Origin of the sequence: Pseudoalteromonas sp. NZS127_1 (genome assembly GCF_015864295.1) — a bacterium.
Taxonomy (GTDB): domain Bacteria; phylum Pseudomonadota; class Gammaproteobacteria; order Enterobacterales; family Alteromonadaceae; genus Pseudoalteromonas; species Pseudoalteromonas arctica.
This window is the reverse complement of record NZ_JADYXO010000021.1, coordinates 1-12,548: the sequence shown is the minus strand read 5'-3', so window position 1 is coordinate 12,548 and position 12,548 is coordinate 1. Positions and strand designations below refer to the sequence as shown.

The 12,548-nt window shown below is 38.6% G+C and carries 12 protein-coding genes and 1 pseudogene; 6 read left to right on the top strand and 7 right to left on the bottom strand.

Going from position 1 to position 12,548, the window contains the following annotated elements:
- Nucleotides 1–20 precede the first annotated feature (20 nt).
- The 4 genes from I6F50_RS16425 to serA are packed head-to-tail and all read left to right on the top strand — an operon-like array spanning nt 21 to nt 3,130.
- On the top strand, nt 21–569 hold the full coding sequence (locus tag I6F50_RS16425; protein ID WP_197176746.1) for a hypothetical protein: 549 nt from the start codon (nt 21–23) through the stop codon (nt 567–569).
- A gap of 18 nt (nt 570–587) precedes the next feature.
- Entirely contained in the window at nt 588–1,184 is a 597-nt protein-coding gene (locus I6F50_RS16420) for a 5-formyltetrahydrofolate cyclo-ligase (protein WP_197176744.1), read from the top strand.
- Nucleotides 1,185–1,237: 53 nt separating this feature from the next.
- Nucleotides 1,238–1,891, top strand: a complete 654-nt coding sequence (rpiA, locus tag I6F50_RS16415) for a ribose-5-phosphate isomerase RpiA (protein WP_024591469.1) — start codon at nt 1,238–1,240, stop codon at nt 1,889–1,891.
- A 9-nt stretch (nt 1,892–1,900) separates the two neighbouring features.
- Nucleotides 1,901–3,130: a phosphoglycerate dehydrogenase gene (gene serA / locus I6F50_RS16410; protein ID WP_007584756.1), complete on the top strand. Its 1,230-nt coding sequence runs from the start codon at nt 1,901–1,903 to the stop codon at nt 3,128–3,130.
- 67 nt (nt 3,131–3,197) lie between these two features.
- On the opposite strand, the gene panP is transcribed toward serA, so the two are convergent.
- Nucleotides 3,198–4,823: a pyridoxal-dependent aspartate 1-decarboxylase PanP gene (panP, locus tag I6F50_RS16405; protein WP_024594075.1), complete on the bottom strand. Its 1,626-nt coding sequence runs from the start codon at nt 4,821–4,823 to the stop codon at nt 3,198–3,200.
- 264 nt (nt 4,824–5,087) lie between these two features.
- Here panP and I6F50_RS16400 point away from each other — a divergent pair, with 264 nt between their 5' ends.
- Nucleotides 5,088–6,971, top strand: coding sequence for a GGDEF domain-containing protein (locus tag I6F50_RS16400; protein WP_165739644.1), 1,884 nt, complete (start codon nt 5,088–5,090; stop codon nt 6,969–6,971).
- A 6-nt stretch (nt 6,972–6,977) separates the two neighbouring features.
- Here the strand turns inward: I6F50_RS16400 and I6F50_RS16395 are convergent, their stop codons facing one another.
- From I6F50_RS16395 to mpl, 5 genes are read right to left on the bottom strand one after another with little or no spacing between them, the layout of a single operon-like run.
- A complete protein-coding gene (locus I6F50_RS16395; protein ID WP_197176742.1) occupies nt 6,978–7,649 on the bottom strand; it encodes a tRNA (guanosine(46)-N(7))-methyltransferase TrmB in 672 nt (223 codons plus the stop codon).
- Nucleotides 7,649–8,416, bottom strand: coding sequence for an ABC transporter permease (locus I6F50_RS16390; protein ID WP_007584748.1), 768 nt, complete (start codon nt 8,414–8,416; stop codon nt 7,649–7,651). Before I6F50_RS16390 ends, I6F50_RS16395 begins: the two co-directional genes overlap by 1 nt.
- Entirely contained in the window at nt 8,417–9,346 is a 930-nt protein-coding gene (locus I6F50_RS16385) for an ABC transporter ATP-binding protein (RefSeq protein ID WP_024594076.1), read from the bottom strand.
- Entirely contained in the window at nt 9,346–9,966 is a 621-nt protein-coding gene (locus I6F50_RS16380) for a flavin prenyltransferase UbiX (protein WP_007584746.1), read from the bottom strand. The genes I6F50_RS16385 and I6F50_RS16380 overlap by 1 nt, the downstream gene beginning before the upstream one ends.
- A gap of 1 nt (nt 9,967) precedes the next feature.
- Entirely contained in the window at nt 9,968–11,323 is a 1,356-nt protein-coding gene (mpl, locus tag I6F50_RS16375; RefSeq protein ID WP_024594077.1) for a UDP-N-acetylmuramate:L-alanyl-gamma-D-glutamyl-meso-diaminopimelate ligase, read from the bottom strand.
- A gap of 251 nt (nt 11,324–11,574) precedes the next feature.
- Here mpl and I6F50_RS16370 point away from each other — a divergent pair, with 251 nt between their 5' ends.
- Nucleotides 11,575–12,363: a hypothetical protein gene (locus I6F50_RS16370; RefSeq protein WP_165728432.1), complete on the top strand. Its 789-nt coding sequence runs from the start codon at nt 11,575–11,577 to the stop codon at nt 12,361–12,363.
- 42 nt (nt 12,364–12,405) lie between these two features.
- Here I6F50_RS16370 and I6F50_RS16365 read toward each other — a convergent pair.
- Nucleotides 12,406–12,548 (bottom strand): annotated as a pseudogene (locus I6F50_RS16365) (IS4 family transposase); the annotation flags it as partial.

The following is a 12,548-nucleotide window of genomic DNA, read 5'->3' as shown; positions in this document are numbered from 1 at the left end:
AAAGCTTTAGGGACAGTTAAATGGCCGATAACTTTCGCGTTATATTTGCAGGACTTGCCGATAACGTTGACATAAAAACAGCATGTACAAATTTAGCTGCAAAATTAAAAACGTCAGATGAAAAAGTAGCTCTTTTTTTTAAAGGTAAGCCACTGTTTGCACCAAGCGATAAAGACAAAGCGTTAAAACAGGCTAAGTTACTAGCAAGCTTAGGCATTAAAAGTAAGCTTCAAGCTGTTTCAAACATCATTCAAAATGGCTCAAACCCTGCTGCAAATAACAACCAACGTGACGAACGTATTTTTGATGCACTCGATTACATCACTAGCAGCTTAATTCGCCTTGAAGAAAAGTTAGACGAGTTAGAGCAACGCCTTCCTGAAGCTCAATTAAAAGCACCAGACGAAAGTATTGACGAATGGCAAGGTGACGATCTAATGCTAGATGATGATTTAGCGCCTCCTAAAAAACGCAGCAACTTACTTTTATATTCATTGATTGCAACTGCCACAATTTTGCTAGTCGTACTGGCTGTTTTTTTAATTTTTCCCGATTTATTCTCTTTTTAAGAATGGCTAATTAATTTAATGAGTAATAAACGCGCAAAAATAAGAGCAGAAATTCGTAATACCCGTAAAAACTTGTCAAATAATCAGCAAATAATTGCTGCGCAATCGCTAAAAATGAATTTTATTCAACATTTAAAAAGCGAAAAAACAACGAATTCAAAGCATATTGCCATTTACTTAAGTAACGATGGGGAACTAGACACTTCATTGTTAATTAAAGAATTATGGAGTTTAAACCATACCGTTTACCTACCTATAATACACCCATTCAATGACGCTAATTTACTATTTCAGCGCTATGAGAAAAACTCACCCATGAGAGCAAATCGCTATGGTATCTTGGAGCCTAAGCTGAACTGCTCTCAAATATGCCCATTACCAGTGCTTGATTACCTCCTTATGCCATTAGTTGCATTTGATAAACAAGGTAATCGCCTAGGAATGGGAGGTGGGTTTTACGACCGGACATTGGCACGTTTACACGAACAAAATTGGCAAAAACCACAACTAATTGGCCTTGCACATGAATGCCAAAAAGTTGATGTTCTACCAATCGAGTCGTGGGATGTACCACTTAAAACCATTATCACCCCAGATAAAACATACTGTTGGTAACAATTAAATTTGATTACTAACCGCATATTTCTGACATACATGAGCACAAAGCAATGACACAAGACGAATTAAAAAAAGCAGCTGCTTGGGCAGCACTCGAGTTTGTAAAAGAAAACACTATTGTAGGTGTGGGTACAGGCTCTACTGTTAATCACTTTATTGATGCCCTTGGCTCAGTAAAGGACACTATTGTAGGCGCTGTATCAAGCTCAGAAGCCTCAACCGCGCGCTTACAAGCGTTAGGTATTGAAGTATTTGAGCTTAATAACGTTGCTGCTTTAGATGTATACGTTGACGGCGCTGACGAAATAAACGATCAAAACGAAATGATTAAAGGTGGCGGTGCAGCCCTCACTCGCGAAAAAATAGTAGCCGCTGTAGCTAAACAATTTGTGTGCATTGTAGATGACACCAAATTAGTAAAAACATTAGGCGACTTCCCGCTTCCGGTAGAAGTTATTCCAATGGCTCGCAGCTACGTTGCACGAGAATTATTAAAGCTTGGTGGTGACCCCGTTTATCGCCAAGGCGTAGTTACCGATAACGGTAACGTTATATTAGATGTATTTAACTTAAAAATTACCAATGCTAAACAACTTGAAGCACAAATAAATTCAATTGTTGGCGTAGTTACCAACGGCCTATTTGCAATGCGTGGTGCTGATAAAGTGATTATCGGTACTAAAAATGGGCCACAAATTAAATAGGATGAGGTTATGAGTAAGGTATCGTTAGCAAAAGACAAAATTAAAATTCTCTTGCTTGAAGGTGTTCACCAAAGCGCTGTTGAAACGCTAAAACGTAACGGTTACAGCAATATCGACTACGTTAAAACATCCTTACCTGAGGACGAATTAAAAGAGCGCATTAAAGATGTTCACTTTGTAGGACTTCGTTCTCGTACTCATATTAACCAAGCCGTATTAGACTCAGCTGACAAGCTAGTTGCTGTTGGGTGTTTTTGTATTGGTACAAACCAAGTTGATTTAGATGCAGCACGCGAACGCGGTATTGCTGTATTTAACGCACCATTTTCTAATACTCGTTCAGTTGCTGAACTTGTACTTGGTGAAATCCTACTTTTATTACGCGGTATTCCAGAGCGTAATGCAGCGGCTCATCGTGGTGGCTGGTTAAAAACAGCAAATGGTTCGTTTGAAGCACGTGGTAAAACATTAGGTATTATTGGCTACGGTCACATTGGTACTCAGCTAGGTATTATGGCTGAAAATATCGGTATGAATGTGGAGTTTTACGATATCGAAGATAAATTATCACTCGGTAATGCAAAACAAGTTCACAACCTAACTCAGCTGTTACAACGCTCTGATATTATTAGTTTACACGTACCAGAAACACCGCAAACTAAAAATCTTATTGGTAGTGCAGAACTTGCTGTTATGAAGCAGGGATCTATTTTGATCAACGCTTCACGCGGAACTGTTGTTGATATTGATGCACTTGCAGAAGCACTAACAGAGAAAAAACTAAGTGGTGCAGCAATCGATGTGTTCCCTACTGAGCCAAAATCTAACGATGAAGAATTTGTATCGCCACTGCGCCAATTCGACAATGTTATTTTAACGCCGCACATTGGTGGTTCTACACAAGAAGCGCAAGAAAACATTGGTATTGAAGTAGCGGGTAAACTGGCTAAATACTCAGATAATGGCTCAACTATTACAGCTGTTAACTTTCCTGAGGTATCACTACCAGAGCTTGCTAATCGTAGCCGTTTATTACACGTGCACCACAACCGCCCTGGTGTACTAACGCAAATTAACCAAGCGTTTGCACAGCACGGTATTAACATTGCTGCGCAATACCTACAAACAGACGCATCTATTGGTTATGTAGTTATTGATGTAGATACAGATCAATCTGAAGTAGCACTTAAAGAACTAAGCGCTGTTGAGGGTACAATTAGAGCACGTATTCTGCATTAGTAATTTAATCAGCTATTCTAATATCAAAAAGGGTCACTTCATTAAGTGACCCTTTTTTGTATTTAGATTACATATACTTTCTTAAGTATTTTTTGAATACCGGATCTGTTGCTGCCAACTCTTTTTGCTCAGCTAATATCTCTTTTAAAATAGCACCTGAAGTAAGCGGGTTAGCTAGTACCACCCTAAATACAACTGTTGGTTGATTGTCGTATTTAGAAGGCGTTAAACGAGTACGTGATACAAATGAGCGACCAGACTCTCGCTGACGTTTTTGCATACTGGCAGTAAAACGGTTCAGTGAAGCAAAAATATCTAACCGAGTTGCAGCATCTGCATCGGCTATTGCTTGTTTAATTTGCTTAGGTACATAACGATACGTTAATAAGCACAATTCAGGTTCTGAAATAAGCTCAAAGTCTTCATCAGCTTTAATTAAATCAGCAAAGTAATGTGCTTTTTTGATGCTTCGATCAATCAGCATTTCGTAACCTTTACGACCAATAACACGTAAGCAAGCATGTACTAACATTGCCATACCAGGTCGGCTGCCTTCTAGCGTGTGGCTACCTAAGTCTTTTGAACCTTTACGTAATATGTACTCAGCGTGATGCTCTATTGCATCAGTTGCAGCGGGATCTTTAAATAAAACTAAGCCCGCTCCCATTGGTACATACATTTGTTTATGTGCGTCGATGGTAATTGAATCTGCTCTCTCAATCCCTTTAAGTAAAGGGCGATGCGTGTTCGATAAAAGGGTCGCTCCTCCCCATGCAGCATCTACATGAAAATGGCAGTTAATGTCTTGTGCTAAGTCGGCCATTTCATCAAGTGGGTCAATATTACCGGTTTCGGTTGTACCCGCTACCCCAATAATCGCCATTACTTTAATGCCTTGCGATTCAAGCTCACGTGCTTTTTCGCGCATAGCTCCTACATCAACTTTATTATTTTCGCAGGTTTTAATACCAATTAAGTTATCGCGGCCAATACCGAGTAAATCAACCGATTTACCTAATGAGTAATGTCCGCGTTCTGATATTAATACTGCTAAACCTTTATAGCCGTAATGCAGCATACCGGCAATTAGGCCTTGTGCGCCGATACCTCTAAAATCGCCATCGGGTTTTAATAAGCGGTTTCGAGCAATCCAAAGCGCAGTAATATTAGCAACCGTTCCACCAGAGCAAAATGCACCTAATGAGGTTTTAGCACTGTGCATCCATTTAGAATAAAATGAATCTTCTTGCCCATAAGCTAAATGATGCATCATTCCAAGCACTTGACGCTCAAGAGGCGTAAACGCTTTAGACGTTTCTATTTTTACTAGATTTTGATTTAGCCCTACCATCAATTTTGACAGCGGTAATAAGAAATGCGGCAAGGCAGAGGTCATGTGACCAATAAAGCTAGGCGCAGCTGTATGCACAGAATGTGCAACAAGTTGCTCCATTATGTCTTGGGCATAAGCAGATACAAACGTTGGATCCTCTGGGATCACTGCCGACTGAAAATCTTTTTCGATTTCATGTAATGGTTTTTCAATTGCCGCTATATTTTCGTTTAGAAAACCTGCTAAATTACTCGAAATTTCAAGCTCAATTTTGCTTAAAGTTGAGTCTGGCGCTTCAGGTACAGTAAATATACGCTTAAGGCTTTCTTTAGAGGCGACGGCACAACGCTTTTGATCCATCTCAATACCTAGTGTGTGTAGCTAAAACACGCGCTTACCCATCAAAAACGCCTAATTATTAGGACATTTAGAGCAATCGTGTTTCTTTAAAAATTGCGCTAACTTTACTGCAATATAACTAAAATGTCTCGTTTAAACCTATAAAAGCAATCAAAGCGATGACAAAAAAATGATAATTTAATTAAAACTCTACCAAACCTAATTATTTATTGGGCATTTACTTATTTTGGGTATAATAAATTTGATAACAAAAAAGGGACACATATGCCAGAAGGAAGAGTCAAAGTTAGTTGGATAGTGGCAGGCTTTAGCTTGTTTTTAATAAGCTTACTTACCTATGTTTACTACACTTACCAAACCACGCGTGCTGAAATAATGCAGTCGGTTGATAATCGCTTACTTAATGCAGCCACCAGCGTAAAACATATTTTAGGTGAAAATTACTTAAGTGCGGTTAATCAAGGCGACAACATAAGTTTTTCTTACTATCAAGATAAAAGTAAACAGCTCTCTGAGTTTGCTCAAGCACTTGATATTGCTTATGTGTATTCAATGATTTTAAAAGACGGAAAGGTTCTTTTTAGCTCATCAAGCTACACGCAAGACGATCAGAATAATGGCAAAGTAACTCAATTTTTAGATCTCTACCCTGAAGCTACCGATGCCAATATAAGTGCTTTTTACTCAACCGAGCCTGTATTTGAAATATCGAGCGATCAGTGGGGCCACTTTAAAACTATTTTTATTCCTTACGTTGACCCTATTAACGGCAATACCTATTTAACGGGTGCCGATATAACTATTTACAATTTAAACGAGAAACTTAAAGAAAGCGTATCAAAAGCAGCTGCAATGGCTAGCTTCTTCTTTTTTATCGCGATACTTGTTGCCGCCATATATATTTATTTACTAAAGCGCTCGTTAGCAACTGACTCAAGTACTGGTTTTTCAAATCATATTGCTCTTGAGTACTTTATTAAAAAAAGTAATGCTCATCACATGCAGTTAGCCGTTATTTGGGTTAATGAAATAGAAGATATAAACAGTTTCTACGGCACTGAAGTGGGTGATAAAGTAATGAAAAACTTACTTATTCACTTTAAATTCAGAAGCTCTGCGCATTGCCATATATACAGACTAGCAACCAACAAAATAGTATTACTCGCGCCTAAAGAAATGAGTAATGACGAATTTACCGATCTCGTAAAAACATATAACTTTAATACCCCAGTGTTAACTGACCCTTTTATTTATATAACTCTATGTGCAGGTATTGCCAGTGGCAATAAATCGCTACTACTTGAAAACGCTCATATAGCGGCGCTGCAAGCTAAACAAGGCAGGCATAGCGTAGTTAACTACTCAAAAGCGCTACACGATGTAAAAACGCAATATCAATACAATGTTGAAATGGCTAAAGAGGTGCGTGAAGCGTTTGATAACAACCGTATAGTGCCTTACTTTCAACCCATTATTGATACAAATACCAATAAAGTTGTTCAGTACGAATGTTTAGCTCGAATGGTAACGGCGCAAGGGGAAGTGTTGAAACCTGATGCATTTTTAAATGTTGTTACTCGATCAAGAATGGACGGAATACTTACCCGTACTATATTTTCACAATGTGTTAGTCGCTTTAGAAAAACCGATATTTGCTGGAGTTTAAATATAACAGCACAAGATATGCTCGACCCTAATTTAAGTGAGTTTATTGCGGACGAACTTAAGCGCTACCCGCATCCTGGTAATATCACACTAGAGCTTTTAGAAACCCAAGCTATTGCCAACTTTTCTGAGGTAAAAGCATTTATTGGAATGGTTAAAACGAAAGGCGTTAAGGTTATTATTGATGACTTTGGTAGTGGTTATTCAAATATATCAAACGTACTTAAGCTGGAAGTAGATGGTATTAAGCTAGATGGCGCACTAATAAAGCAAATAGTGAATGACAAAGATATCTATTTATTTATTGAACATATAGCCAGTTTTGCTAATCAACTTGGTTTGCAATTAATGGCAGAGTCGGTAGAAAATGCAACCATAGTAACCGCACTTAAAAAGGCGAATGTGACACTAATGCAAGGCAACTACTTTGCCCACCCAGTGTCACATGTTAGTACGGTTATAGAAGAAGAATTAGCACTTTAACTTACTTTAGCGAGGTAAGTTAATAACGAGTCGGTGGCTTTGCTGGCCACTGGCCCAGTATTTACGCTCAAAAGGCGTAATTGCGTCGTCTGACTCATAAAGAGTGACATCGCAAGGGTTGCCAGTTAATTCAAGCGCCCTTGCGAACTCTTTCACGTAAATATCCCAATTGCTGCGCACTTCTAATTGCCCACCTAACTTAACGATAAACGGAAAAATAGCTGCTCCATGCCAGCGCCTACGAATATGCTTAGATTTAGGCCACGGGTTTGGATACAACAAATAATGGTGCGTAGGTTGCCAATTAGCAGCAACCGCTAAGCGCCAAAAGTCGTTTAAGTCTGCTTGAACTAAGATGTACTGCCCACTGTCGGTTTGCTTATACTCAACATCGTGCTTATCTAATCGATGCGACGATTTATCAATACCAATCACAAGGGCGTCAGGATGGCGCTTAGCTAAGTTAGCTGAGCTTTCACCCACGCCACAGCACGAGTCTAAAATAAGCGGGCCATTAAAGGCGTGTACTTTAGCATTAACCTCGTCAAATGCAGCTTGAGTATGCGCTGCAATTGGCTTTTTAAACTCAGCATCTAGGTGCTTATTTACTATTTCATCAAGCTTTTCGTGAATACCCGCTTGATTAGATACAATACTACGTGAATTTGCATCACTCATTAGTGTCTTAGCCCCACACCTTTTTTGATCAATGTAAGCGCTAATGTAAATAACGCTGTTATAAATACTAAAATAACCCCAAGAGCCACGCTCAAATCAACATCCGACACACCTAAAAAGCCATAACGAAATGCGTTAACCATATAAATTATAGGGTTGATTTGTGATACATTCTGCCAAAATTCAGGCAGCAACGTAATTGAATAAAATACACCGCCTAAGTAAGTTAGTGGCGTTAGTATGAAGGTGGGGATAATGCTTATATCGTCAAAGCTGTTTGCGTAAATCGCATTAATTAAGCCACCTAAAGCAAACACGGCTGAGGTTAAAATAACCGTTGCCATAATTACAAAAATATTATGAATTTGAATATCAACAAATAATAACGATACACAGGTAACTATAAAGCCCACCATAATACCGCGCGTCATACCGCCACCCATATAGCCTAGAACAATGATGTAGTTAGGTACAGGTGCAACTAAAAGCTCTTCAATGCTTTTTTGAAACTTTGTTGAATAAAAACTAGAGGCTACGTTGGAATAGGAATTGGTAATGACCGACATCATTATAAGGCCCGGTACAATAAACTCCATGTAGCTAAAACCGCCCATATCGCCAATTCGTGAACCAATTAAGTTACCAAAAATAACAAAATATAAGCTCATTGTAATTGCTGGCGGTACTAAGGTTTGCACCCAAATACGTAAAAAACGAATACACTCTTTAATCCATAAACTCTTTAAGGCTACGCCATATTTAAACATTTATTCGCCCCGCCCTTGCTCTAGTAATCCTACAAATAACTCTTCTAGTCTGTTTGCTTTATTTCGCATACTCAATACAGTATTACCTTGAGCTGTTAATGCACTAAACACAGCATTTAACCCTTGTGATTTAGCAACTTCCACCTCAACAGTGCGATCGTCTGTCATGGTAAATTTATAGCCATCAAGCGTTACAGGATTTGCAGGCGTTTTTAAATCTAAAATAAACGTTTCTTTATCAAGCTTTGCAAGCAGTGCTTTAATTGTGGTGTTTTCAACAATTCGACCATTATCGATAATCGCAATGTTTTTACACAGTAACTCTGCTTCTTCAAGGTAATGTGTGGTTAAAATAATGGTAACGCCTTGCTGATTTATTTGGCGTAAAAAATCCCACATTGAGCGACGAAGCTCTATATCTACACCTGCTGTTGGCTCATCAAGTATAAGCAACTTTGGTTCGTGCATAAGCGCACGTGCAATCATTAAGCGGCGTTTCATACCACCTGAAAGCGTACGCGCTTGCTTGTCTTTTTTCTCAAGTAAACCAAGTTGAGCTAGGTATTTATCAGCACGCTTATGGGCTTCAGCGCGTGGAACACCGTAATAACCAGCTTGATTAACAAGTATTTGGCTAAGCGTTTCAAACTGACTAAAGTTAAACTCTTGCGGCACTAAGCCTAAATGCGCTTTTGCGGCTTCTAAATCAGTATCAATATCGCAACCGAATACTTCTACTTTGCCTTTTGTTTTATTAACAAGTGAGGAAATAACACCAATAGTGGTTGATTTACCAGCTCCATTTGGGCCAAGCAAAGCGAAAAAATCACCTTCGTAAACTTGTAAATCAACGCCTTTAATGGCCTCAACACCATTTTTATAAACCTTAGTAAGGCCTTCTATATTTAAAGCAATATTTTGCTTAACCATTACTTACCCTCACCATAACCCCAACGTTTTGTTAGGTTATGTTCAATGTTTAAATGATCTAAAATTCTTGCCACCATAAAATCGACTAAGTCTTCAATACTTTGTGGCTTATGATAAAAACCAGGTGCTGCTGGCATAATAGTTACCCCTAAACGAGATAACTTAAGCATGTTTTCTAAATGAATTTCGTTAAATGGTGTTTCGCGCGGCACTAAAATTAGCTGCCCGCGTTCTTTTATTACAACATCGGCGGCGCGTTCTAGTAAATTATCTGACGCCCCTACCGCAATTGCAGAAACCGATCCTGCACTACACGGGCATACCACCATTTTTTTAGGTGCCGCAGAGCCCGATGCCACAGGGCTAAACCAGTTATCTTTACCGTATACTTTTAACTGCCCAGATTTAGCATTAAACAGCGTACTTAACTGCTCAGTGGCTTTATCTTCGTTACCAGAGAGCTTAATATTTGATTCTGTATCAAGCACCACTCGCGCTGCACTTGAGATAAGTACGTAAACTTGAAATTGCTGTTCAAGCAATACTTCAAGTAACCTTAAACCATAAGGCGCACCTGATGCACCGCTAAAAGCGAGCGTAATTCTATCTTTAAATTGCACACTATTCTCCGCTGTATTTATCAGCTAAACCATCAACAAGGTGTTGATGAAGGCCATTAAAACCGCCATTACTCATAATTAAAATATGTTGATTAGGCTCAATATTTTCAAGCACCGTATCAATAATTGTTTGCGTGCTGCTAAAGCACTGCATGCCTGCTTTATCTGCTTGCTCTTTTAGCGACCAATTTAGATTCTCTGGTTCAAAAAGTAGTACGTCGTCAGCATCACGCAGTGAATCTAATAATGTATATTGGTGCACGCCCATTTTCATCGTGTTTGAGCGCGGCTCTAAAATAGCGATAATTTTTTCATCACCTACTTTTGCGCGCAGTCCTGCAAGCGTAGTTTTAATTGCTGTTGGGTGATGCGCAAAATCGTCATACACCTTAATATTATTAATATCAGCCTTTAGCTCCATACGCCTTTTAGGGCTAATAAATTCTCCTAAGGCATCAATACTATGATCAACAGCTATACCCACATGACGCGCTGCTGCGATAGTCATAATTGCATTTTTAACGTTATGCTCGCCTATTGCTTGCCAGCAAACAGTGCCCTGCTTTTCGTTATTTAAAAGTACATTAAACTCACTACCATCGGCTTTTATTAATTCATAGCTCCAATCATCGCCTAGCGTTTCGCTTTCGCTCCAAAGCCCTTGTGCTATTACGTCATTAAGCGCTACGTCTTGCTTAGGCCAAATTACCTTGCCGCTTTGAGGTAATGTACGCATTAAGTGATGAAATTGTTTTTTTATTGCGTTCAAATCTTCGAAAATATCAGCGTGATCGAATTCAAGATTATTTAAAATAAGTGTACGTGGAAGGTAATGGACAAACTTACTGCGCTTATCAAAAAAAGCAGTGTCGTATTCATCGGCTTCAATAACAAAAAATGGCGTTTCACCCACTTTTGCCGATACACCAAAATTTTGGACTATGCCGCCAATTAAAAACCCTGGTTTTAAACCTGCATACTCTAAAACCCACGCAAGCATACTTGCTGTGGTTGTTTTTCCATGCGTACCCGCTACAGCAAGTACCCACGATTTTTGTAATAAATTATGTTTAAGCCATTCAGGGCCTGAGGTGTAAGGCAGACCTTTATCAAGCACATATTCAACACACGGGTTACCACGGCTCATTGCATTACCGACAACTACCATATCTGGTTTTGGCTCTAATTGAGATACGTCGTAGCCTTGAGTCAGTTCAATGCCAAGCTCTTCAAGTTGCGTACTCATTGGTGGGTAAACGTTTTGATCAGAACCCGTTACTTTATGACCTAATGATTTAGCAATGGCTGCAATACCACCCATAAACGTGCCACAAATGCCCAAAATATGTATATGCATATACTTTCCTTAAATCGTATGCTCACTTTACAGCTATGCAAAGTTTAATGGCGCTATAATGCCAAAATTCGTGCTTAGTTACTATGTACGTCTGCACAATTCACTCGTGCCAAAAACACGTTAATTAGTTTTTTAAACGCTAAAAATCAAAAAATAGGCACGTTCACCTACCCTGTATTGCTTTTAATCAATTATTATCAATGTTATAAACCAGCTTGCTGTATAACTTTAAAACTTAAAAAGGACTTAATATGAAAAAACTATTCTTTATAGCCTGTATTTTACTTAGTCAAAAAAGCTTTGCTTTGGAATTTGCTAAGTACCCAATAGAACTAAGTTCGGGCGAAGGCGTTAATGTTGTTATTGCCCCAACAACAGATAAAAAACAAGCTTTAGTAAAAGTAACAGGCATAAACCATGATATTGATGGGATTGTATTTTTAACCGAATTAAAACCTCATGGTAGTAATAAAGCTTACAAATATACTTACGATGGTACACAAAGAAGTTTAGTAAGTGTTGAGGAAGGCTACCGCTGTTGCTCTTACAATCTTTATATTCCAGACACTCGTGATGGAATTTACTTATCAAAAAAAGAAGAGTCAAACCCTGCCATTGTTGAAGACTTAAAAGCGCAATACGATCAACAGTTAAATAAAGGTACTCAAGCTAAACTAGCGAAGTTTAATCGTGAAAAGCATTTAGGGTATCAACAAAAAAATATAGCTGCCGCTAATAGCGAAATAGATAAGCAATGCGGATTAAAAATAAATACCAATGTTGATTGGGAAAGCATTGATGATGAAAACCTAAAAGAATATCCAGTGGGTTCATTTTGTGCACAAGTTGCAAACGAAATGGCATATATGTGCGAAAAAGACCAAAGTTTTAAAAACGACATAGCTCAGTTCAATGCTATCGAATGTAAATTTACTAATGAGCTAAAACTACGTAAAAATGGTAATACACTTATATTTAAAACAGCGCCAAAAGCCGCTAACCAACGCCGCTTTATTGAAGCTTATTTATTAAATTTATAAGCTGAGTTTAAAACCAAAAAAGCACCTAAAGGTTAATGCCAGTCAGTTAAGCTGACTGGCATTTTTCTTTTTATGGGGATACTTAGATGGTTTTGGCTTAACCCATCGGGGATATCTTCTATCCTCTCGTCTAGCTGGAAGCTTAAATAAGACCAGTGTATTGAGTAAGTGCTGCCAGTGTATTG

Coding starts and splice junctions, on each gene's coding strand:
- I6F50_RS16425 (WP_197176746.1), top strand. CDS start 21: ATGGCCGATAACTTTCGCGTTATATTTGCAGGACTTGCCGATAACGTT.
- I6F50_RS16420 (WP_197176744.1), top strand. CDS start 588: ATGAGTAATAAACGCGCAAAAATAAGAGCAGAAATTCGTAATACCCGT.
- rpiA (WP_024591469.1), top strand. CDS start 1,238: ATGACACAAGACGAATTAAAAAAAGCAGCTGCTTGGGCAGCACTCGAG.
- serA (WP_007584756.1), top strand. CDS start 1,901: ATGAGTAAGGTATCGTTAGCAAAAGACAAAATTAAAATTCTCTTGCTT.
- panP (WP_024594075.1), bottom strand. CDS start 4,823: ATGGATCAAAAGCGTTGTGCCGTCGCCTCTAAAGAAAGCCTTAAGCGT.
- I6F50_RS16400 (WP_165739644.1), top strand. CDS start 5,088: ATGCCAGAAGGAAGAGTCAAAGTTAGTTGGATAGTGGCAGGCTTTAGC.
- I6F50_RS16395 (WP_197176742.1), bottom strand. CDS start 7,649: ATGAGTGATGCAAATTCACGTAGTATTGTATCTAATCAAGCGGGTATT.
- I6F50_RS16390 (WP_007584748.1), bottom strand. CDS start 8,416: ATGTTTAAATATGGCGTAGCCTTAAAGAGTTTATGGATTAAAGAGTGT.
- I6F50_RS16385 (WP_024594076.1), bottom strand. CDS start 9,346: ATGGTTAAGCAAAATATTGCTTTAAATATAGAAGGCCTTACTAAGGTT.
- mpl (WP_024594077.1), bottom strand. CDS start 11,323: ATGCATATACATATTTTGGGCATTTGTGGCACGTTTATGGGTGGTATT.
- I6F50_RS16370 (WP_165728432.1), top strand. CDS start 11,575: ATGAAAAAACTATTCTTTATAGCCTGTATTTTACTTAGTCAAAAAAGC.